Genomic DNA, 20896 nt, shown 5'->3' on the forward strand with positions numbered 1-20896 from the left:
GCGCAGAGATCAATCGACCGGTTGGTCGGTTTATGGCACTCTGTCACCCAACCGGTCGCAGGGCAAGCGGGAATCGATCAGCTCGCCGGGGGATGCGGCCGGCTCGCGGAAACTTGGGTGGTTTCACCCAAGGGCAAAGTGGTTAGGGTGGCCATAGCCGACTCGGACTATTTGCAAAAGAAGGAGATGCCTTATGGGTTTGCGTATCAACGACACGGTTCCGAATTTCACTGCGGAAACGGATCAGGGCACCATTCAATTTCATGACTGGATTGGTGACAGCTGGGCCATTCTGTTCTCGCATCCCAAGGATTTCACCCCGGTCTGCACCACCGAGTTCTCGGCCGTCGCGCAGCTGAACGACGAATGGGCGGCCCGCGGCACCAAGGTGATCGGCGTGTCGGTGGACGGGGTCGAAGACCATAAGAAATGGAAAAAAGACATCGAAGCCTACGGCAACGCCAATCCCGGCTTCCCGATCATTGCTGATGATGGTCTGGCTGTCTCGAAAGCCTTCGACATGCTGCCTGCTGAGGCCTACTTGCCCGACGGCCGCACTCCTGCCGACAGCGCCACGGTGCGCTCGGTCTTTATCATCGGGCCGGACAAGCAGCTGAAACTGTCGATGACCTACCCAATGACTGTGGGCCGCAACTTTGCCGAGATTTTGCGCGCGCTGGACGGACTGCAGATGAGCGCCAAGGGTGTTGCGACACCTGCAAACTGGGTTCCGGGCGAAGATGTGATCATCCCGCCCACTGTGTCGAACGAGGACGCAAAGGCCAAGTTTGGCGAGTTCGAGACAATCTTTCCCTATCTGCGCAAGACCAAGGCCCCGTCTTAAAGGGTGGGTCCGGGGGTACTGACTCCTCCCCGGCTCGCGCCTCTGGCACGGCTCTGTCCAAGGACATTCTAGCCAGCCAAAGCAGGCGCGCGCTGAGGGTGCAGTTGCAGCAGCGACCGGTATGTCGCGCGTTTGAAAGCGCGGGTCAATTTGTCGGACAGCGGCGGGCTGGACTGGATCGTCGAGCCGCCGATTTTTGCGGCAACTTCCTGATTCAGGCTGCCTTGCAGCGAGTGGATCGGCTGCCCGGTGATCCAGTGCATTTGCAGGAATGTGTCGATTGGGCGATCGATCTGGTCTGTTGCAGCCAGCAGGCGTTTGGCGGCGCGCTGGCCCACCACCTGACAGACACATTGCAGACCAATGACCCGCGGCAGGATCAGGCGCAGATCACCACACTGGACCAAGGTCTGTACCGCGATTTCGCGCTGTTTGACTGGGATGCGGATATAGTGGTCAGGTGTCGCGAAGGGCTGCAGTAGCTTGAGCGCTGCGGTCATTCTGTCAGGCTCAACCTGCAGATCATCTTCGCAGATAAGGGCAAGGTCGATGTCTTCCTCGACCATTTTGCGCCAGATTTTGCGGTGGCTTTCGAACACCCCGATTTCGGCAGCGCGCAGCGCAAAGGGGTAATGCGGGCGGTGCAATGTCCCCGGATGCAACCTGACTGCAGCAATTTGCTGCGGATCGCGCCCGTTTACCGCGTCGAACAGTTCGGCATTGGGCAGGTTCGCACATAGGCGGTCCGCATTGGCGCGGCGCGCCGTGCTCGAAGGCATATGGATAACGAAAGATCGCATGTCCCCGTGCATAGAACACGAGGACATGGTGGGGAAGTGAAACTGCGCTGAATCTGCACGCAATTTCGGTTCAGAAGCTATAGCGCAAACCGAAGTTGACGCTGAACGTGTCCAGATCATCTTCGACGGTACCGGTAGAGGCTCCATTGGGGGCCAGCCGCTGTGAGGACACGTCAAAGGCGCGGGAATAACGGGCGTCGACTGTGAGCGCGGTTGACGTGTTGATTTCATACGCCGCACCGGCGATCAGCTGGGCCGCGAAATTGGTATCGCTGTCATCCAGTGCCACACCAGGGCCGTAGGCGAAATCAAGATCGGAATAGGTGGCACCGATGCCGAAACCGGCGAAAGGTGTGATCGGACCGCTCTGCTTGAAGTCAAACAGTACATTGGCAAACAGCGAGGTCTGGCTGACATCGCCCGAGACATTGCCCTCGGCCGCAGGTCCGTTGCCGGTGAAATTCACACCGTCCACATCATTGTCCCGATAAGACAGCTCCAGTTCGACGCGTGTCCCGATCCGGTCGTTCGACCACTGGGGGATCTCGGTACCGATGGTCACACCTAGGCCGAACCCGGTATCGAAATCGGTATCGACCGACTGGTTGCTGCCGCCAATTGAGCCGGAAAAATCGCTGTCCTGAAGTTGGCTGAAACCAGCAAATCCCTGAACATAAAGACCGTCCTGCAGGCTTTGTGCGGCCAGCGCCGAGGCGCAGAGGGTCAGGGTTGCTGAGACAAATATGAGACGGGGTAGCATGATCATGTCCTTTGTTGCGCAATGTGCGTGAACAGGATTTGGAGCGGACACAGCAGAACGAAAAGTCTGTGGGGCCTCACTTTGGATCACATCAGTTTCGATGGACGTGAATGAATAAACCGCGCATGGGATGGTTGGCGACCGCGACACTTAGGACCTTGGTCTGCGCGCATCCGACGGATAGCGTCGCGCCCGGGATGCGTGCGAAACAGGGAGGCCCCGATGCAAAGCGTTAATCTTTCACAGAAACTCAGCCAGTTCTCTAGCCACTGGGATCCGCATGTGATCGCGGATTACAACAATAATGACGTCATGGTGGTGAAATTTGTCGGTGAATATCCCTTTCACAAACATGACACCACCGACGATTTCTTTTTCGTGCTCGAAGGCGAGATGCAGATGGATATCGAGGGCGAGCCGTCCCGCACCGTCAAGGCGGGCGAGCTGTTTGTCGTGCCCAAAGGAGTCGTACACCGCCCGCGTGCAGAAAGAGAGGTCAAGGTGCTGCTGATCGAGCCCAAAGGAGAGCCAAATTCCGGGGATTCCGATCGCACACCGGCACCAAAGCCCCGCATCTGACGTTTAGGGCTGTGCCGGATCCAGCAGAGGCTCTGACAGCAGTTCCTCGACAAAGAAACTCAGCAACTGCAGGCGACCGGTGACACCGGCTTTGCGATAGACGGCGGCGCTTTGGGCTTTGATCGTGCCCTCCTTGGTCTGTCGCAGTTGGGCGATCTCGGCAATGGACAGCCCCTTGAGCGACAGCATCGCCACGTCGCGCTCAGCATCGCTGAGTTTCCATTCGGTGAACTGGGTGTCGATGATCTCGGCAAACGCGCCCTGGGCGATGCCCAGCTGGCGCTGCATGTCACGGACGCGCTGGCTCTGCGCACGGATCAGTGCGATAGTTGCAACCAACCCACCCAGCAGGGCCAGCGACAGGAACAGTTCGAACCCGTGCAGATGCCGAAAACCGGGGCTTTCGCCACCGGTCCAGTCCATAACGGCATCGGTCAGGAAAAAGGTGGCGCAGAGGGCCTGCACCACCAACAGGAGCCACAGCAAAGAGGTCTGTGATATCTTCATGAGGCTCCTTCGGGTATGTGCCGTCAGTCGTCGTCCTTCTCGATTTCGATGGCGGTCACGGTGCCATCGGTTTTGGTCAGGACCAGCTCAGTTTCCACGCCATCCTTGCTGAGTTCAACCTCGATCTCGCCATCTTCGACCTCGATCTCTTCGATCACATAACCCTGCGCTTCTAACGACGCGCGAATATTAGCCTCATCGGTGCCCAGCTTGTCCCCCAGCCCGACATTGGCCAGAGCCAGAGCAGGTGCAGCAGCGATCAGTCCGGCCAGTGTCAGCATTTTCAGGTTTTCCATGTCGCATCTCCTTTTGTGCGTGTTGATGCGATTGAGTTGGGAATAGGGTGGGGCGGCATCGATTGGATTTTGGTTGAAACGGGCCCGATTGAACTAAGGTTTATGCCGGTTTTACCATTTCAGCGCGGCCCGGGAATGCACGCTGAAAGCCGCGGGCTTTTAACGCGATACAGTGATACTTCTGAACCCTGTCAGCGGAGCGCGTCAGGCAGTGCTGACTCTACCGTCAAGCGTTTCTGACCTAAAGTTGTTATGCGGACAAAGTAAACTTTCGCCGCGGCTGCGCGAATAACGGCTTCTGGAAAGCTCCCGCCCCAAGAAATTTGATCCACTACTGAGCGATGAGATTTGTACCGGTCTATTTGAAGGATGCCCCCACACCGACAACATCTTAATTCGATTGTAACTTCGCTTGAACTCATTTAATGAGTAACTGCTCATTAAATGCGAGTTTGAGGTTGCAAAGGCGGAACTGACCATGGTGAAGCCACAAATCAACCTTAGCGTAAAGGATTCAAGCAATGATATCGGAAGCTGCATCCGGCTCCACGAAACCCAGATTTGAGAAGGTTCTGGAAGTCTTTAACGCAGGTTACGAGCGCGATGACATCTATCAGGAGATTGGGTCCGCGATTTCCGTATTCCACGAAGGCGAGAATGTTGTTGATCTGTGGCGTGGTCATACAAATGAGGACAAGACCGCGTTGTGGGCACAAGACACTACGATCTGTGTCTATTCCACCACTAAAGCAATGACCGCATTATGCGTGGCATTGCTCGTGGATCGGGGTCAATTGGCCTATGATGATCCTGTTACCAAGTATTGGCCCGAATTTGCTGCAGGCGGCAAAGAGAGTACAACAGTTTCCCAGATCATGTCGCACCAATCGGGTAACCCGGCACTGCGGGAAGATACCGCCCACGATGATCTGATGAATTGGGGCCTGATTTGCGAACGTTTGGCAGCCCAAGAACCGTTTTGGGCGCCGGGTTCCAACACCGCGTATCATGGTTGGACTGTGGGGTTCCTCGCGGGGGAGATTGTACGGCGCGTCTCTGGACAGAGCATCGGGCAGTTCTTCCAGAACGAGATTGCAGGGCGCTTCGGCGCAGAGGTCTTTATTGGAGTACCTGCAGAAAAGGATGCCAGTACCGCTCACCTTGTGGCACCAAAAGAAAACCATCAACCAGCGGGAGACGCCTTTCCTGATTGGGTTATCCGCGCCATGACGAATCCTTTTTTGGACCCGCTCGCTCCTAATCGACGTGAGTGGCGCGCGGCAGAACTGCCCGCGCTCGGCGGGTTTGCTTCAGCCCAAGGGCTTGCGAAGATTTTCGTGGCACTGGCCGAAGGCGGCAGTCACGAAGGTGTTGATCTAATTTCTCAAGAAGGCATTGAGAGAATGACAGAGGTGGTCAGCACCCGTGTTGACGGTATTCTCGGGGTTCCCGTGCATTGGGCACAAGGGTTCGCGATCAACGACTTTGCTCTCTACGGTCCTAACAAGAAAGCATTTGGTCACAGCGGCTGGGGTGGCTCATTTGTCTCTGCTGATCCTGAAAACCGTGTTGCCATTGGTTATGTCTGTAACCAGATGGGCCCTGACCTTGTGGGCGATCCGCGCGCAAAAGCCCTCGTATCTGCGATCTACGACTGCATTGGTTGAAGATCAGGATGGAGTGGGGTGTAATTAAGTTCTTGCACTCTCTTGGTCCCAGTCCACTCAGGAGCTTTTTCTGTCAGCTAGCCTCTTCGGGCTTTGTTTGCGATAAGCCTCGCCAAATCAAGGCGAAGATGCGTTCTACTTCGCCTTGATCGACGCGCCTTCCGCTCAAACCTGCGCGTCGAACAAGGGTTATCGCAGGTGAAGCAAGAACTGTTTCAATGGTGGTTGCCTCTGCTGGAACCAAAACACCTTGGTCAATCCCAAGCTGGATTTCTCTCAGCACCTCCTGAGAGAAAACTTTCAATTGAGCATTCGATTCAATTAATGCGTTGGATTCCGCGCTCATGATCTCGACAAGCTGGAAATCCTTTGGAGCGTCAAAGCCGTAGTCCACAAGAGCAAACCACATCGCCTTTAGTCGATCACTGGGGCTAGAGAACTCGCTTGCAGCTGTCATCATAGTATGATGGATACGCCGCTTTGCATCCAGGTAGGTATCGAACAACAATTCCTCTTTGCTTCGATGAAGCCGGTAAAGTGTACCAACACTTAGCCCTGCCCTTTTGGCGATCTTGTTCACCGATACAGCGGTGGAACCAACATGAGCGACCTCGGCAATTGTGGCTCTTCGAATGTCTCCGGGTTTGTCCCCGGTGGTCTGCCGTGCCAAAGCAACTTCTCCGTCGTCAGCAGTATGTCTATAGCACCTTGGTGGCTCATACTACGAACCAGCCAGTTTACCCCAATTGGTTATGCATTCAGCTTCAACTGTGTCTAGCCTGATTTTCGCATGTCAGTTTTGAGCAAGTTTGACTCGCGCCAGATACAATCCATTTTTGAACCCGTTCATCTTCTTGACCGAGGCTGCCACACTCAATAGTGAGTAGTTACTCATAAATTGACGCGGGCCAGGAGGACGCAATGCCAGACCACAATCCGCTAAAACTCTTTGCCGTCTTCGCAACTGCATGCATGCTCAGCCTGCCTACTTCCGCGGAGGAGATAACAACCCAGGACGTCTATGAAGGCTACCAGAAGAACGCTGCACTTGCCCAATATCATCGTTGGTTTCTCCTGTACGAAGAACCTCGCTATGGCATCGAAAATCAACTCGACATCCTCGATGTTGATGTCGCGTTAAAGTCGTCTTTGGGTGAGGCAAAGGGGCACAATCAATACATTGAGCGCGTTCAAAGAATCCCGAAAGAGTGGCAGAATGCACATAGCGTCAAAGACGTTTCAATTGACGTGGAGTCTGACGGCTCAATATCACTGAGCGCAAACATCACTTACCTCAACAAAGGTGCCTTGCCGGATGTTGGCGTCAGACTAGCGGACTTAACTTACACAACGACCCTCCGCCCGGATGACTCGGTGTTGCCTAAGTTCACGTCAATCGAGATCAGCCCGAATAGCGATGGAACCACAGACCAATTCGTATCCGCATATGGAAACAACCGGATGCTATCCTTGGTTTACTATTGGCTGGCCCTGATCGAAGATCCGTCACGTGATCCCGAACCCGCTCGCGAAATCCTTGCCGAAGAGTTCGTTCTGAACTTTTCGAGCGGACCGATCGCAGATTTTGATGCATTCAGAGCCTGGCTCGCAGGGCCGGCCTCGTCGGTAAAAGCCAGCACTCACAAGATTCTAGAATTCAGCCAGACACAAACAATTGACGGCACTTATGAGGTTACTTTGGTGTTCAGCTGGGCCGGAATTCTGCCGGATGATCAAGAATTGAAAGCAAAGACACGGCATACTTGGGTTGTCGTAGACGATCCCACCCATCGCTTTGCGAAAATCAAATCCATGGATGTTCAGGTCTTGGAGCCGTTTGCCCCAAAACCTTAGATCCGTAGTGCTAGCAGTTCGACAGAAAGGTAGAGAACACGCCTGATCAAGTTGCTGACGCAATAAGACCAATTCAGATCATCTCCGACACCAAACGGAAGTCGTACCCACGTGCACGAGCAGTGTTTAGTCTGCATTCTTCAAAAGGCCGACCGCCGCAAGTTTAGGGAGACGTAAGCCGACCTTCGTGCTTAATGCAGCATCCGGAACTATGGGCTTTGTGCCAACATTCGCTGCGCCCAAAATTCGACAACAAAAAAGGCCCCGATGTTTCCACCGGGGCCTTGGTCACGTGAAAAAGGAACAGATTACTCTGCGCTTTCCTCTTTCTTCTCTTTCTTCTCGGGAACGATCTCTTCGCCGGTTTCCTGATCGACCACTTTCATCGACAGGCGGACCTTGCCGCGGTCGTCAAAGCCCAACAGCTTGACCTTTACTTCCTGACCTTCCTTCAGAACATCCGACGGATGGTTCAGGCGGCGGTTTTCGATCTGGGACACGTGGACCAGACCGTCGCGCTTGCCAAAGAAGTTCACAAAGGCACCGAAGTCGACGATCTTGACCACTTTACCGGTGTAGACCTGACCCTCTTCCGGCTCGGCGACGATCGAGTGGATCATCTCATACGCCTTCTTGATCGATTCACCATCGGGCGAGGCGATCTTGATGACGCCGTCGTCATTGATGTCGACCTTGGCACCCGAAACCTCAACGATCTCGCGGATGACCTTGCCGCCAGAGCCGATCACTTCGCGGATCTTGTCGGTCGGGATGTTCATGGTCTCGATGCGCGGGGCGTGGACCGAGAATTCGTTGGTCTCGGACAGGGCTTTGCCCATCTCACCCAGAATGTGCATCCGGCCGTCCTTGGCTTGCGCCAGAGCTTTCTCCATGATCTCAGGCGTGATGCCTGCAACCTTGATGTCCATCTGCAGCGAGGTGATGCCGTTTTCGGTACCAGCCACTTTGAAGTCCATGTCGCCCAGGTGGTCTTCGTCACCCAGAATGTCCGACAGGATGGCATAATCGCCGTCATCTTCCAGGATCAGACCCATGGCCACACCGGCAACCGGTGCTTTCAGCGGAACGCCCGCATCCATCATCGACAGCGAACCGCCGCAGACCGACGCCATCGAGGACGAGCCGTTGGATTCAGTGATCTCCGACACGATGCGGATCGTGTAGGGGAAGTCGGTCGCCGCAGGCAGAACCGCCTGCAGGGCGCGCCATGCCAGCTTGCCGTGGCCGATCTCACGACGGCCGGGGCCTCCGACGCGGCCAACTTCACCAACCGAATAGGGGGGGAAGTTGTAGTGTAGCAGGAAGTTCGATTTGAAGTTGCCGTGCAGCGCGTCGATGAATTGCTCATCGTCACCGGTGCCCAGCGTGGTCACGGCCAGCGCCTGTGTTTCACCACGGGTGAACAGGGCAGAACCGTGGGTCCGCGGCAGCATCGAGGTTTCTGCAACGATCGAGCGGATATCGGTGGTCGACCGACCGTCGATCCGCTTGCCGCCTTTGACAACGTCGCCGCGCAGAATGCCGGCTTCCAGCTTTTTCATCGCGGAACCGAGGTTGCCGTCTTCCAGCTGTTCTTCGGTCAGTGCTTCTTTGATCGCTTCACGGGCAGCGGCAACAGCGGCGGTGCGCTCTTGCTTGTCGGTGATCGCGAACGCGGCGCGCATCTGCTCTTCACCGGCGGCCTTAACGGCTGCGGACAGCTCGGAATAATCCGGCGCCTGGAAGTCGAACGGCTCTTTCGCGGCTTCTTCAGCCAGCGAGATGATCAGGTCGATAACCGGCTGGATCTGCTCATGCGCAAAGTTCACCGCGCCCAGCATTTCCGCTTCGGACAGTTCGTAGGCTTCCGATTCAACCATCATCACGGCGTCTTTGGTGCCCGCAACAACCAGGTCCAGACGCTGTTCAGGGTTCAGGCGCAGGTCCTGCATGTCATCGACGGTCGGGTTCAGAACGTATTCACCATCCTCAAACCCAACGCGGGCACCGGCGATCGGGCCGCGGAACGGCGCGCCGGAAATGGTCAGCGCAGCAGAGGCGGCGATCATCGCCACGATATCGGGGTCGTTGACCAGATCGTGGGACAGCACGGTGCACATCACCAGCACTTCGTTTTTGAAACCGTCAACGAACAGCGGGCGGATCGGACGGTCGATCAGACGCGCAGTCAGCGTCTCTTTCTCAGTCGGGCGCGCCTCGCGCTTGAAGAAGCCACCCGGAACCTTACCGGCGGCATAGTATTTCTCTTGGTAATGAACGGTCAGCGGGAAAAAGTCCTGACCTGGTTTTTGCGCCCGTGCAAAGGTCACGTTTGCCATGACGCTGGTCTCACCCAGCGTGGCAATCACGCTGCCGTCAGCCTGACGGGCAACCTTGCCGGTTTCCAGTGTGAGCGTCTCTTCGCCCCACTGCATTGATTTCTTCGTTACATCAAACATATGCGTATCCTAGAAGGGAGCACTCCCGGCCCTCCGGGTCTCCCGTTTTGCATGGCGGCCCCATTGCCGCCGACCCCACTTTATCTTCCGTCTGAGTGCCGGGGTCAGGGCACAACGTCTCAGATACCGCGCGCATACATGAGAATGTCATAGAAGGAAAGGGATAAGGCGGGCAGCGTGCAGACTAACAACCGCCGTAATTTTTGTTACCGCTTGCTGTGATCGTATAGGTTCCGCCGCGCGGACCTGTATAGCATCTGGGATAAGACCGCCTGATGGTAGGCATGGGCCGACGATAGGTCGAAATCTTTCGTATCTGCACACTCCACTCGCATGCCAGACCATCGCCATCCCGATCGAGATTATGAGTATCTGAGGCTGGCCCGCCCGAGGCCAGAAAGAACTTCTGCGCCGCTGCACCATTTGGAAAGTCATTGCAATCGTAGTTGTCCGCACCCGCCGCCAACCCGGCGGCAGCGGGCCGTTCGTATACGTGTTGTCCCAGGGTCGACAGGCTGAGCTGACCATAATTACCCAAAACGCATTGGTTCATTCCGCGACCAGCCAGCTCTGCTTCGATCATTAGCTTGCCGCGGTTAGTAGTTCGTGGCTGGAAATAGGCAGCGCATAATTCTGATGTCGATGCCTGGGCGACTTTGGACGACAGCGCTTGAGGTGACATAAGGTCAGCAGAGCAGGCCGTTAACAAGATCGTCGCAAAACAGACTAAGTTACGCATCGAATGGCTCAATTTGATAAAGTACAAGAACACGTTGTTCAGGATCGAATGGTTGAAACAGCTGGTCCGAATTCAGAATAGGATTATGAACCACCTGAGAGCTCCGTTGAATGAGACGTGCTGGCGCAGCGTGATACTTTTTCGAGCCTTTTTACAATCTCAACCCTCCCAGAGCAGGTGCGTGTCAGATAGTTTGTCTGTTGTTTTGACAGATGTTGCCGCTGGCCGAGCATCGCAATGGCGCGGTTCAAACGCCCGACATGACTGCAAAAGAATGCGTTTTGCGAAAAAGTGATTGCGATGTAAGCTGTTACCACTGAACCCGCGGTCGAGACGACGGAAACGCGCCAAGGGGGTAAGTCACTCATAGCCGTCAGCCGACCGAATACCTTGGCGTTTGCACCTAGCGGACAGAGGGGCAGTCGAATGGCTCAGACCAAAAAAATGCTGGATCCGGATCCACGGATCTATGACTTTGAAACGGAATATGAACTCGGACAGGACAATGTCAGACCCTTTGGTCTGGACATTCACAATCCGGTGTTCCTGATCTCAAGTATCCTGATCTTTGCGTTCGTGCTGATCGCATTGGCCAATCAAGAGGCAGCGGCCACGTTCTTTGGCTGGCTCCGGCCCTGGCTGACCAGTACCTTTGACTGGTTCCTGGTTCTGTCGGTCGATGCCATCACCCTGTTTTGCCTAGCCCTCATCATCCTGCCAGTGGGCAAGGTGAGGATCGGTGGCAAAGACGCCAAACCTGACTATTCCTATGCCGGATGGATCGCGATGATGTTCGCCGCCGGCATTGGTATCGGTCTGCTGTTTTTCGGCGTGATGGAGCCGGTCTATTACAACTTCGCCGAAGAAGGCGCGGCCCGCCCGCTGGGCATTGATATCGCAGTGCCGGGCAATGAATATATCGGCGTGGTGGGCACCATCCACCATTGGGGCCTCGAAGGTTGGGCGGTCTACGCGGCCGTGGGTCTGGCGCTTGCGATCTTTAGCTATAATCTCGGGCTGCCGCTGACCCTGCGTTCGGCCTTTTATCCGATTCTCGGCGAACGTGTCTGGGGCTGGTGGGGCCATATCATCGACACGCTGGCCGTGTTTGCCACGCTCTTCGGCCTGACCACTTCGCTGGGTCTGGGGGCGCAGCAGGTGGCCGCCGGGTTGAACGAGGTCTTTGGCATCGAACCCAGTTCGACCGTTGTTGTCCTCCTGATCATCGGCATCACGCTGATCGCGCTGGGCTCGGTCCTGATGGGCATGGATGCGGGCGTCAAACGGCTGAGCGAGATCAACATGATCATGGCCGTGGGCCTGTTCATCTTTGTGATCGTCGTCACCGGTGTTGGCACCGCAATCTCGCGCTATTTCAACGTCATGGTCGACTATGTGACCATGCTACCAGCGCTTTCCAACCCGTTCGGACGTGAGGACACCAGCTACTTCCACGGTTGGACAACCTTCTACTGGGCGTGGTGGATCGCATGGTCGCCCTTTGTCGGCATGTTCATCGCCCGCATCTCCAAGGGCCGCACCGTGCGCGAGTTCGTGATCTGCGCGCTGCTGGCCCCCACGGCGGTCTGCGCCCTGTGGATGTCGACCTTTGGCGGCGCCGCCATCGACATGCTGAACGAGGGTGGGGCCGAAGGTGTCCACGCCACCGTGATCGCCAGCTACGCCCCCGAAGGCGCGCTGTTTGGCTTCCTGAAAGAGCTTCCGCTCTATGGCCTCATCGCACCGATAGCCCTCATCCTGATCGTGGTGTTCTTTGTCACCTCATCTGACTCGGGCTCGCTGGTGATCGACACGATCACCGCAGGCGGCAAAATGGACGCCCCCGTGGTGCAGCGCGTATTCTGGTGCACGCTCGAAGGTCTGGTGGCCATCGCCCTCCTGCTCGGAGGCGGCCTTGCAGCCCTGCAAGGCGCAGCGGTCTCTACCGGCATCCCCTTTACCTTGGTGGTTCTGATGATGTGCTACTGCCTGTGGCTGGCGCTGAAATCGGAGAAGGCCAAGATGTAAGCTCTGGTTTCCTGAGATCAAAACGCCCGCCATCTGGCGGGCGTTTGTTTTTTGGCGATAGATAGCCATGAGTTCATTGATGCAATTGGTTAAGCTTCGACATTTTTCGCCTATTTTCGACCGTCGAACCTATCCTTCATAAATTGCACAAGTAAGATTACGACAGTTACAGCCCAAGCCAACCACACCCAACTAAAGATGTTCCCAAACAGCTCCTTATCATCTGCAAAAAGATCGAGTCCAAAACGCCAAGTCACCATAAAGCCAAACTGCATGGCAATGATCAGCAAGCATATGAGCAACAAGTAAAAAATTGGCCACCTATTGAGTACAGCTGGAATCTTTTTCATGGCCATCGCTCCTTATTGTGAACTTCGAATATCGGCAGTGAGCCCTTAGCACTGGTTGCCAAACCGCGCGCGCGAATATAGCTCCTTAGTATGGAATTCACTCTGGATACTCCGAATAGAGCACAGGCCAAACTGATTTGTGCGATTTGGGAAGCCGGATGGCACGAAGCTCACGCCAATATCGTACCGGCCAGCCTGCGAGAGCTGCGCACATACAGCAGCTTTTTTGATCGCACCGTAGCAAACCTTGCGAACACACGGATAGCGAGTGACGGCGCCGAAGTGCTTGGGTTTTGCATGGTTAAAGAAAACGAACTTTATCAGATGTATGTATCGAGGCTAGCGCGGGGAGCTGGCGTAGCGCAGGCACTGATAGCAGACGCTGAAGAGCGTATCTGCCTAGCTGGACACAGGACAGCTTGGCTTGCTTGCGCAATGGGAAACGACCGAGCCGGCCGGTTCTATGAAAAGTCCGGGTGGAAAAACACGGGTCCTCGGATTGTGGATCTCGACACCTCGAACGGAACGTTTCCATTGGAGGTATCTAGATTTGAAAAAGTTCTGGACAGCAGCAAGGTCGGCTAAGTCCGCATAGCCGCCATCCGCTCCCTATTGTTATCTACTGTTTTGGCCTGTGTCGCAGCTCAAGATATGTCGCCAATTTGTTTCTGACCTCTTCCAAAGTCGCGGTCAGTCTGTTCAGCTCTGTGTGCTGCGACGTGAGTTCCGGCGCGTAACGAGAAATCAGATACTCTCGTTTTTCTGTCATAGCAGTCAGATGAACGGCTGTTTTTTTCCTCAGCTTGAGCTTGGTGGTGAATGTTTCATCAGCGAGATTATGAAGGCGGCCCCGCACTTGCTCAGGGGAGCTACCTTCAAACCGAAGAAAGGCATTCAAATACAATTCTATGGCGTGAATAGAGCACAATCGCGCTGGCGCATAAGAAACAGGTCCACTCTTGCGTGCATTATCAAACAAAACCTTGGCCGCATCGTAGTAGGCTTCGGCCAAGTCCATAATTTCATCCGAGCCAGCATTACTGCCGGGGTAAGTGGTGTTTCCCAAGAGTGAAATTCCTCAACTTCCTATTTGTCGTCTACAGACTTCCAGTTGTCACCGTAGAGAACGACGTTTTCTGGCAATGCATCGATCCCTTGTCCTGCAATCTTGGGAACAGCTAGCACACCCTCATCTCCCATGACCTCTGTGACTTTTTGGATAGCCTCATCAAACGTCCTAGATTTAATCGCGACCCTCTTCACAAGCACCTCTTCATTACCATCCGCAAAGACATCTATCACCCAAATTTCCATTGCAAATCTCCTAGTCAACTACATCTGAGATACCGGACCAGTGGTCAGGCTTATCGCGCTGACCCGTCCCAACGTACTTTATCACTAGATCACGTACCCATGACGTCTTCATTTCGTGATCGTCGGGCAAGCCCAGAATTTTCTTGGCTAACTCGACAATCTCAGAGGGCTTGCGCTTAGGCTTTTCGTGCCACAGACGAATGATCGCGTCCGCCTGTTCTTCGGTATAGGTGGCGACTGTGCGCGGCCTTCCGGTCAACTGGACGGCCTCGGTCTCTACCCCGCGTGCCTTGATCTTTCGGAACTCGCCAAAGTGCTGCTTTGAATTGAGCGGGAATGGATCATGCCCAACCACCTGAAACAGCAGCTTGCCGTCGCAAGCGTCGTAAAGCTCTTTGTACTCCGCAGCCTTCAGTAGCGACGGCTGCATCATCAGAAGAGTGTCCTCGGGGCGCAGAGCCATTCCAGCCATATTCATCAACGCAATTAGGTCGCGGGGGTACTGCAGCACCCTCTCTGCCCCCGCCGTGCGGAGCATGGCCTCTTGGCCAACGGTTCCGAATCCAATGATCACAAAGGGTTTTGTGTCTGGGTTTTCTACGGTTTTCAAGTTTTCTACACTTTCTGCTTGTTTCCGTAGAAAACTATTAGTAGATTGTAGAAAGGCAAAGTGTAGACAACACAAGGGAGCCTTTGGCGTCCTTGAATGTGAGTATATGGAACTTCTGGATGTTGTTGACTGACCGAGAAGTCATAGGCGCATTTAGCTCACGCTATCGACTTCACGTGTGTAGCGAATGGCGACTTAGTGATTCTAAAAAGAAAAACGCCCGCCAAAATGACGAGCGTTTGAGATGTACAAATCATACAAACCGGGGTCCAAACCCTGTACAAAACGTAAGAAATACGTTTAGCGGCGGATGCCCAGCTTTTTGATCAGGTCCTGGTAACGGGCCTCTTCTTTGCCCTTCAGATAGTCCAGCAGCTTGCGGCGCTGAGCAACCATCTTCAGCAGACCACGACGACCGTGGTTGTCTTTCTTGTGGGTCTTGAAGTGCTCGGTCAGGGTGTTGATGCGCGAGGTCAGGATGGCAACCTGGACTTCAGGCGAACCGGTGTCGCCGTCCTTGGTTGCGAACTCTTTCATAACGCGTGCTTTTTCAGCGGCAGTGATCGACATCGGGGTCTCCTTTAAGGTTAGAGTTGATGGCGCAGGCCGGGATGTCGTCCAGCACAGGCCCATGGAGAAAACCACACCGATTCCGATGCGGATGGGCGCGTATAGGCGCATTTTGACTGAATGGCAAAGGGATTCTGCGGGTTCAGCCCATCTGCCCCAGCTGAGCCATATCAGAACCCGAGATCAACTGAATGTCGTCGGATGTAATGCCGTCAGCGCCAAACAGATGGGCCACTTCCTGCCCATCGATCAAGACACGGGTCAGGTTCTGGTTTTCGGTGTCAGGCTCTATCTCGACCTCTGGATCATCCTGACCTTCCCATGAGATCAATAGCTTATCATGTCCTGCCTCAAAATCCATGACGGTGACTTCGTCGTCACCCTCCTCGATATCCACGACAATATCATCAGACCCGCTCCCGCCCGTCACGATATCCCTGCTTTGGGCCAGAATCGTATCATCGCCGCCCCCGCCATTCAGGAAATCGACCGAGGGCGCGCCCTCACCATCGGCCCCGTTCAGCACGTCATCTCCGTCGCCGCCGAACAGCAAATCCTCTCCCTCACCGCCATGCAGAAGGTCATCGCCAAACCCGCCATGCAGCGCGTCGTCACCCTCGTCCCCGAACAGCTCATCATCATCCTGACCGCCATAGAGCGCGTCGTCACCCTCTCCGCCTTCCAACTGGTCATCGCCTGCATGGCCATAGAGTGCATCATCGCCCTGATCCCCCGCCAACAGATCGTCTCCGTCCTCGCCATGCAAGAGGTCATCGCCCTCTCCGCCCGTAAGGCTATCAGACCCCTCACCCCCGTGCAGACTGTCGTCTCCGTCCCCTCCGGATATGGCGTCAGACCCCTCATACCCGTTGATCTGATCGTCCCCGTCCTGCCCTGTCAGACTGTCAGGATTCTCAGTCCCAGCGATCACCAGATTGCCGTTCTCGTCGGAAAGAATAGTCCCTGTTGAGGGGGCATCGGTGTCCGGTTCTTCGACGTCATAGGTCTTTGGCTCGTCGATGTTTTCATCGTCATCCAGCAGGTTGCCAGTGGGCAGATCTTCGGGCTGATCACTGATCGCATCGTCGTCTTCCGGATCGTCTTCGATGGTAAACACATCGCTCACTGCATAGGCTGCGCCGCCTATGGCTGCCAGGCTCAGCAATCCGACCAGAAACATGGGAACCTCCCTGAACACACTGCTCCGAGTGTGAAATATCCCATATTCGCAAAGGGTTGGTCAAAACCTGATTGGGTTTGTGGTTAACCCTCTGTCACCAGACTTCGGGCTGTTGAGTATAAGAAATGTAGAGCGGATGTTTCGGATGCCCGTCTTTTGTAAGCCCCAGATGGAACAAGGGTTCACCGGTGCCCCGTAACAGGGTTTCAACCGATGGTCCGCGATCCAGATGTGCGCCATGGGTGCCCCAGGCGGCGATGACCTGATCCGCCCATGCGACGCCGTCCAGAATGGCAGCATCGTTTTCCGGCCCAACCGGATCGGCCGCCGCGCGCATCTTGCGTGGATCGGTATCGCGCCAGGCAAAGATGTTGGTCACCTGAAACGCCCCAAACCCAAGTGCGCGCGCGCGGCGTTCGCAGCGTTCAACGGTGGGATCGTTCTGGACCTCGGTTGCCGTCGATGGATTCAGCATCACGAACAATGCTTTGCGTCCCGCCGGCTCCCAGATGCGGGTCAAGCTATAGCGATAGCTTTCGCAGTCGGAATAAACAGCGGTCGAGGGCGCGTCGCCCTTTGTATGAGAGCGGGTGATCATCCGCCGGGTGTGGCGAATTTCGCCGCGTTTTACAAGAGGTCGCGCGTGATGCGCCCGGCTGTGTTATGCTGCCCGCATTTGATCGCTGTATTTAAAGGGGGCGGAATGATGCAGTACGAGACTTTGGACCCGGCCGATTGGGAGAAGACGCGCAGGCTGGCGCATGAAATGCTGGATATGGCGCTGGATCATACACGGGACGTACGGGACCGGCCGATCTGGCAGGATATGCCCCAGCATATACGCGACGGTTTCGAAACGCCCGCACCGCAGCAGGGGATGCCCTTGGATGCGCTGCTGCAGGATGTGGGCGCGCGGGTCATGGAATACCCGATGGGCAACATTCATCCCCGGTTCTGGGCCTGGTATATGGGCGCAAGCAATTTCACCGGCGCAATGGCCGACTTTCTGGCAGCCGTGCAGGGATCTAATCTGGGGGGCGGCAATCATGCGGCGGCTTTGATCGACTGTCAGGTGGTCGACTGGCTGCGCGAGATGATCGGCCTGCCGCAAGGGGCCAGCGGCACATTGGTCAGTGGCGGCAGCGTGGCGAACATGATCGGGTTGACCGTGGCGCGCAACGTGAAGTCGGGGATCGACATGCGCAAGCTCGGCGTTGCCGCGATGGAGCGACCGATGCGCTATTACGGGTCCGACCAGATACACAGCTGCCATCAAAAATCGCTTGAGACGATTGGTCTGGGCGATACGGCGTTGCGCCGTGTTCCCACCCATGCCGACCTGATCATGGATATCGACCAACTGCGTCAGATGGTGGCCGCGGATCGTGCCGAGGGCCTGAACCCAGCTTGTGTGATCGCAACCGCGGGAACCGTGAATACCGGGGCCATCGATGATCTGAATGCGATTGCTGATTTCTGTGAACGCGAGGGGCTCTGGTTCCATGTCGATGGCTGCATCGGGGCGTTGCTTGCAATAGCGCCGGACAACCGCTGGCGCGTGGCGGGGATTGAACGTGCAGATTCCGTGGCGCTTGATCCGCATAAATGGCTGCATGCCCCGTTTGAGGTGGGTTGTGCGCTAGTCCGGGATCACGACGCGCATCATGGTGCATTCACCCTGACGCCGGAATACCTGAAGCCGCAGACGCGCGGCGTTGCCGGGGCGGCGTTTCTGCATGACTACGGGTTGCAGACCTCACGCGGGTTTCGGGCGCTTAAGGTCTGGATGTCATTGCGCGAACAGGGTGTGCAGAAATTTGGACGGCTGATTGATCAGGATATCGAAAAGGCGCGCTATTTGACCGCGCTGATCGAAGGGCAGGACAGTCTTGAGCTGCTGTTTCCGACCAACATCAACATTGTCTGCTTCCGTTACAATCCGGGCGGGCTCGATCCGGATACACTGCGCGAGCTAAATGTCGAGATCATGCTGCATCTGCAGGAGGAAGGCACCGCCATTCTGTCCGATACCACAGTCAACGGTGCGCATTGTCTGCGCGTTGCCATCAACAATCACCGGACCCAGTCCGAAGATCTGGATTTGCTGGTCGCTGAGATAATCAGGCTGGGGCGCAAGCTACAGGCAGCCTGAGGGGCACATTACGGCGTGACAAAGACGCGGCTTGGGTGCAATTCGCCGGATTTGTAGATGCCGACGGCAACCGCCTGACCGTCGAGTGAGGCCCAGGCCTCGTCGCCATAGTCCACGTTCGAGGCCAGCACCATGCCCGGATTGCCGTTGCGCAAACGGGTGGCGCCTTCGGGGGTGCATTTCAGCTCAGGCAGGTCCGACAGACCGATTTCCAGCGGTTGCAGATAGTCGTCCAGCGCGGTGGTTTTGGCCATCTCGTCGATCTGTTCGATGGACAGGCCATCTTGGGCCTCAAACGGACCGGACCAGATGCGGCGCAGTTCCTTGACGTGGCCGTGACAGCCCAGCGCGGCCCCCAGATCGCGCGCAATCGAGCGGACATAGCCGCCCTTGCCACATGTCATTTCAAGCACGACGTGATCCTGGTCGGGGCGGTCGGCCAGAACCAGCTCCTCAACCCACAGAGGGCGGGCGGACAGTTCCACCTCTTCGCCGTCGCGGGCCAGCTTATAGGCGCGTTGCCCGTCGATCTTCACGGCCGAGAATTTGGGCGGGACCTGCATGATCTCGCCCAGAAACGGGCCAAGCGCCTGTTTGATCTCGTCATCCGACGGGCGCGCATCGCTGGTCGCAATCACTTCGCCTTCGGCATCGTCGGTGTTGGTTGCCTGACCCAGACGCAAGGTAAAGGTATAGGCTTTGAGCGCGTCGGTGATATAGGGAACAGTCTTGGTCGCTTCGCCCAGAGCCACCGCCAGAACGCCGGTGGCCTCGGGGTCCAACGTGCCCGCATGGCCCGCCTTTTTCGCGTCCATCGCCCAACGCACCTTGTTGACCACAGCGGTCGAGGTCATGCCCGCAGGCTTATCCACCACCAGCCAACCGGAAATGTCGCGGCCCTTGCGTTTGCGTCCCATATTTCACCTAGAATCTTGCTAAGGCGCGCGACCTAGCGGATCGTTTGGGTGCTGTCAATTTGCAGGTGTCTGTTCGACCACGCCAACAATCGGCCCCAGAGAAAACCCCAAATCCGACCGATTGCTCGCGCGTTCATACATGCGAGAGATATTGCCGTCGAAAAACAGCGCATTGGGGGTTTGCAAAACGTCCCGAAACAGGCTGCCGAATTCATGAAAAGTGACAGAATCCTCTGAGATGGCAAAGACCGCGCGCGTGCCGTCCGCGCTTGTCCCCACCCCGTTGCGGATATACCGCGAGGTCGAGTCGATCAGGAACCGGGGGTGCAACTCTCCGTCGATGACCAGCATCGGGCCGGATTGCGTGGCGAACCGGCATTCGGGCGCCTGATCGACAAAGGCCAGCGTTTCGAACACGTCGGCGCGCCCGTCGCGAATGCAGAACACGCCATTGGGCAGCAGCCCGAAATTGCCCGGTCCGGCGTTTGGGATCACGCGCATCTGTTCGTGACCGTCTTCGACATAATGCCCAACGGGTGAGCGGTCGTCGTGATACATGCCGGCATTCATGGCAAAAGCCAGACGTTCGCCATCGGGGGCCAGTGCCTCGTTCACGGTGGAAAAGTGGCCCAGCACGTCGCCGTCATCACCCTTCAGGAACAGGCGCAGGTCTTCTGTGTCTGCCTCCACTTCGCAAATGGTATAGCGATTCTCAGCATGCGTGATCTTTTCACAGGTGACCGCAGCGGCCTGCGCGGCCCACAGAACCGCGCCCAGCGTGGCAAATACGCGGATCACTCGTCCAGATCGCGGCGCACCGCGTCCTGACTGAACATGCGGCGGGTGTCGTCCAGACGGTCAAACGTGTCATCCAGACGGAACCGCAGATCGGGTGAGAATTTCAGGTTGAGCTTTTTGCCGATCACGCGCCGCAGCTCGCCTTTGTTGCGGGCCAGCAGCTCGATCACATCCTCCTGACCTTTGCCGCCCAAAGGCAGCACATAGGCGGTGGCTATTTTCAGATCGGGTGAGGTGCGCACCTCACCCACGGTGATCGACATGCGGTTCAGGTCGGGGTCGTGGACATCTCCGCGCGCCAGAACCTCGGACAGGGTGCGACGGATCAGTTCGCCGACGCGCAGCTGTCGTTGGGACGGGCCGGGGCCATCATGGAATTTGTTCTTTGCCATAAACCCCGATCTAAGCGCAAAGCGGGGCTTTGCCAAGCGGGCGCGAACCGGGTAGGAGGCTTTGAGCCGACTTAGCGAAA

General features: G+C 56.2%; 24 protein-coding genes. 7 read left to right on the forward strand and 17 right to left on the reverse strand.

What is annotated here, in order from left to right; genetic code table 11:
- The first annotated feature begins 193 nt into the window (after positions 1-193).
- Complete coding sequence (locus ACR0I7_RS09240) at positions 194-844, forward strand: peroxiredoxin (protein ID WP_480510255.1); 651 nt, start codon at positions 194-196, stop codon at positions 842-844.
- Positions 845-912: 68 nt separating this feature from the next.
- Here ACR0I7_RS09240 and ACR0I7_RS09245 read toward each other — a convergent pair whose 3' ends face one another.
- On the reverse strand, positions 913-1644 hold the full coding sequence (locus ACR0I7_RS09245; protein WP_480510257.1) for a glycosyltransferase family 25 protein: 732 nt from the start codon (positions 1642-1644) through the stop codon (positions 913-915).
- A 70-nt stretch (positions 1645-1714) separates the two neighbouring features.
- Complete coding sequence (locus tag ACR0I7_RS09250; protein WP_480510259.1) at positions 1715-2404, reverse strand: outer membrane protein; 690 nt, start codon at positions 2402-2404, stop codon at positions 1715-1717.
- A 222-nt stretch (positions 2405-2626) separates the two neighbouring features.
- Here ACR0I7_RS09250 and ACR0I7_RS09255 point away from each other — a divergent pair, with 222 nt between their 5' ends.
- Positions 2627-2983, forward strand: a complete 357-nt coding sequence (locus tag ACR0I7_RS09255) for a cupin domain-containing protein (RefSeq protein WP_480510261.1) — start codon at positions 2627-2629, stop codon at positions 2981-2983.
- A gap of 3 nt (positions 2984-2986) precedes the next feature.
- Here the strand turns inward: ACR0I7_RS09255 and ACR0I7_RS09260 are convergent, their stop codons facing one another.
- Together ACR0I7_RS09260 and ACR0I7_RS09265 are read right to left on the reverse strand one after the other, a co-directional pair.
- Entirely contained in the window at positions 2987-3490 is a 504-nt protein-coding gene (locus tag ACR0I7_RS09260; RefSeq protein ID WP_480510263.1) for a helix-turn-helix transcriptional regulator, read from the reverse strand.
- A 23-nt stretch (positions 3491-3513) separates the two neighbouring features.
- Positions 3514-3786 carry a PepSY domain-containing protein gene (locus tag ACR0I7_RS09265; RefSeq protein WP_480510265.1) on the reverse strand — a complete coding sequence of 91 codons (273 nt, stop codon included), beginning with the start codon at positions 3784-3786 and terminating at the stop codon, positions 3514-3516.
- 521 nt (positions 3787-4307) lie between these two features.
- On the opposite strand from ACR0I7_RS09265, the gene ACR0I7_RS09270 reads away from it, so the two are divergent.
- Complete coding sequence (locus tag ACR0I7_RS09270; protein ID WP_480510267.1) at positions 4308-5453, forward strand: serine hydrolase domain-containing protein; 1146 nt, start codon at positions 4308-4310, stop codon at positions 5451-5453.
- A gap of 73 nt (positions 5454-5526) precedes the next feature.
- On the opposite strand, the gene ACR0I7_RS09275 is transcribed toward ACR0I7_RS09270, so the two are convergent.
- On the reverse strand, positions 5527-6123 hold the full coding sequence (locus ACR0I7_RS09275; RefSeq protein ID WP_480510269.1) for a TetR/AcrR family transcriptional regulator: 597 nt from the start codon (positions 6121-6123) through the stop codon (positions 5527-5529).
- Positions 6124-6374: 251 nt separating this feature from the next.
- Here ACR0I7_RS09275 and ACR0I7_RS09280 point away from each other — a divergent pair, with 251 nt between their 5' ends.
- Positions 6375-7307, forward strand: coding sequence for a nuclear transport factor 2 family protein (locus tag ACR0I7_RS09280; protein ID WP_480510271.1), 933 nt, complete (start codon positions 6375-6377; stop codon positions 7305-7307).
- 308 nt (positions 7308-7615) lie between these two features.
- On the opposite strand, the gene pnp is transcribed toward ACR0I7_RS09280, so the two are convergent.
- Positions 7616-9766, reverse strand: a complete 2151-nt coding sequence (pnp, locus tag ACR0I7_RS09285; RefSeq protein ID WP_366553055.1) for a polyribonucleotide nucleotidyltransferase — start codon at positions 9764-9766, stop codon at positions 7616-7618.
- 184 nt (positions 9767-9950) lie between these two features.
- Entirely contained in the window at positions 9951-10349 is a 399-nt protein-coding gene (locus tag ACR0I7_RS09290) for an excalibur calcium-binding domain-containing protein (protein WP_480510273.1), read from the reverse strand.
- 582 nt (positions 10350-10931) lie between these two features.
- Here ACR0I7_RS09290 and ACR0I7_RS09295 point away from each other — a divergent pair.
- Complete coding sequence (locus tag ACR0I7_RS09295; protein ID WP_480510275.1) at positions 10932-12533, forward strand: BCCT family transporter; 1602 nt, start codon at positions 10932-10934, stop codon at positions 12531-12533.
- A gap of 110 nt (positions 12534-12643) precedes the next feature.
- On the opposite strand, the gene ACR0I7_RS09300 is transcribed toward ACR0I7_RS09295, so the two are convergent.
- Positions 12644-12883 (reverse strand): hypothetical protein, encoded by a 240-nt coding sequence (locus tag ACR0I7_RS09300; protein WP_480510277.1) that lies wholly within the window; start codon positions 12881-12883, stop codon positions 12644-12646.
- A 90-nt stretch (positions 12884-12973) separates the two neighbouring features.
- On the opposite strand from ACR0I7_RS09300, the gene ACR0I7_RS09305 reads away from it, so the two are divergent.
- Complete coding sequence (locus ACR0I7_RS09305; protein WP_480510279.1) at positions 12974-13468, forward strand: GNAT family N-acetyltransferase; 495 nt, start codon at positions 12974-12976, stop codon at positions 13466-13468.
- Positions 13469-13502: 34 nt separating this feature from the next.
- Here the strand turns inward: ACR0I7_RS09305 and ACR0I7_RS09310 are convergent, their stop codons facing one another.
- The 6 genes from ACR0I7_RS09310 to ACR0I7_RS09335 form a co-directional block, all read right to left on the reverse strand.
- On the reverse strand, positions 13503-13949 hold the full coding sequence (locus ACR0I7_RS09310; RefSeq protein WP_480510281.1) for a hypothetical protein: 447 nt from the start codon (positions 13947-13949) through the stop codon (positions 13503-13505).
- Positions 13950-13969: 20 nt separating this feature from the next.
- Positions 13970-14197, reverse strand: a complete 228-nt coding sequence (locus ACR0I7_RS09315) for a hypothetical protein (RefSeq protein ID WP_480510283.1) — start codon at positions 14195-14197, stop codon at positions 13970-13972.
- A gap of 10 nt (positions 14198-14207) precedes the next feature.
- Positions 14208-14771 carry a hypothetical protein gene (locus tag ACR0I7_RS09320; RefSeq protein WP_480510285.1) on the reverse strand — a complete coding sequence of 188 codons (564 nt, stop codon included), beginning with the start codon at positions 14769-14771 and terminating at the stop codon, positions 14208-14210.
- A 336-nt stretch (positions 14772-15107) separates the two neighbouring features.
- Positions 15108-15377, reverse strand: a complete 270-nt coding sequence (rpsO, locus tag ACR0I7_RS09325) for a 30S ribosomal protein S15 (RefSeq protein ID WP_068336567.1) — start codon at positions 15375-15377, stop codon at positions 15108-15110.
- A gap of 142 nt (positions 15378-15519) precedes the next feature.
- Positions 15520-16557, reverse strand: a complete 1038-nt coding sequence (locus ACR0I7_RS09330) for a calcium-binding protein (protein WP_480510286.1) — start codon at positions 16555-16557, stop codon at positions 15520-15522.
- Positions 16558-16651: 94 nt separating this feature from the next.
- Positions 16652-17155: a DUF1643 domain-containing protein gene (locus tag ACR0I7_RS09335; RefSeq protein WP_480510288.1), complete on the reverse strand. Its 504-nt coding sequence runs from the start codon at positions 17153-17155 to the stop codon at positions 16652-16654.
- A 105-nt stretch (positions 17156-17260) separates the two neighbouring features.
- Here ACR0I7_RS09335 and ACR0I7_RS09340 point away from each other — a divergent pair, with 105 nt between their 5' ends.
- Positions 17261-18709 (forward strand): pyridoxal phosphate-dependent decarboxylase family protein, encoded by a 1449-nt coding sequence (locus ACR0I7_RS09340; protein ID WP_480510290.1) that lies wholly within the window; start codon positions 17261-17263, stop codon positions 18707-18709.
- Between the two features lie 8 nt (positions 18710-18717).
- Here the strand turns inward: ACR0I7_RS09340 and truB are convergent, their stop codons facing one another.
- Genes truB through rbfA form a run of 3 tightly spaced genes read right to left on the reverse strand, consistent with a single transcriptional unit; the run spans position 18718 to position 20816 of the window.
- On the reverse strand, positions 18718-19626 hold the full coding sequence (gene truB / locus ACR0I7_RS09345) for a tRNA pseudouridine(55) synthase TruB (RefSeq protein WP_480510292.1): 909 nt from the start codon (positions 19624-19626) through the stop codon (positions 18718-18720).
- A gap of 54 nt (positions 19627-19680) precedes the next feature.
- Entirely contained in the window at positions 19681-20424 is a 744-nt protein-coding gene (locus ACR0I7_RS09350) for a phosphodiester glycosidase family protein (protein ID WP_480510294.1), read from the reverse strand.
- Positions 20421-20816 carry a 30S ribosome-binding factor RbfA gene (gene rbfA / locus ACR0I7_RS09355; protein ID WP_480510295.1) on the reverse strand — a complete coding sequence of 132 codons (396 nt, stop codon included), beginning with the start codon at positions 20814-20816 and terminating at the stop codon, positions 20421-20423. Before rbfA ends, ACR0I7_RS09350 begins: the two co-directional genes overlap by 4 nt.
- Positions 20817-20896: the final 80 nt, after the last annotated feature.

The organism is Ruegeria sp. AM1, from assembly GCF_056540745.1.